We start from the raw sequence: 534 nt of genomic DNA on the forward strand, positions 1-534 counted from the left end.
TGAAGAAACTAAAATCGAGGATGTCGTTGGTGAGCAAGAAGGATTTACCGTTCTAGGTGAAGATGAATACTTAGAGCAAGATGCGATGCAGCAAGAAAAGTTCGAGCAAGAACAAGAACAAAATCAAAAAGTAGATCCTCGACTCTCATCTTTAAAACAATTCTTTGAAAACGATAAGAAATGAAATGATTGATCCTTGATAATATTGGGTCTGATGAGTTAAAGGGAGGTGTAACACATGGCAGTACCAAAGAGAAAAACTTCTAAAAAAGTTAAGCGCCAACGTCGTACTCACAAGAAGCTACATTTACCAGGTATGGTAGAATGTCAAAACTGTGGCGAGTACGCTAAACCTCACCACGTTTGTAAAGAATGTGGAAATTACAACGGTAAAGAAGTTGTTGAGAAGTAATTCAACCAAGTAAAGGTGTCTCGTAATGGAGGCATCTTTTTTTGTATTAGAAGAGATTTATATATAAGGGTGGGGTTGGAATGAGTAATGATGTATTACTATATCTAGACCAAAACAATCAA

At 36.5% G+C, this 534-nt stretch carries 1 protein-coding gene and 1 pseudogene; both read left to right on the forward strand.

What is annotated here, in order from left to right:
- Positions 1 to 184, forward strand: a pseudogene (locus A194_RS19115) (hypothetical protein); the annotation flags it as partial.
- 54 nt (positions 185 to 238) lie between these two features.
- Positions 239 to 412: a 50S ribosomal protein L32 gene (rpmF, locus tag A194_RS0116510; RefSeq protein WP_017187868.1), complete on the forward strand. Its 174-nt coding sequence runs from the start codon at positions 239 to 241 to the stop codon at positions 410 to 412.
- The last annotated feature ends 122 nt before the right edge of the window (positions 413 to 534 follow it).

The sequence above is a fragment of the Alkalibacillus haloalkaliphilus C5 genome (genome assembly GCF_000269905.1).
Lineage (GTDB): Bacteria > Bacillota > Bacilli > Bacillales > Alkalibacillaceae > Alkalibacillus > Alkalibacillus haloalkaliphilus_A.

Coding starts and splice junctions, on each gene's coding strand:
- rpmF (WP_017187868.1), top strand. CDS start 239: ATGGCAGTACCAAAGAGAAAAACTTCTAAAAAAGTTAAGCGCCAACGT.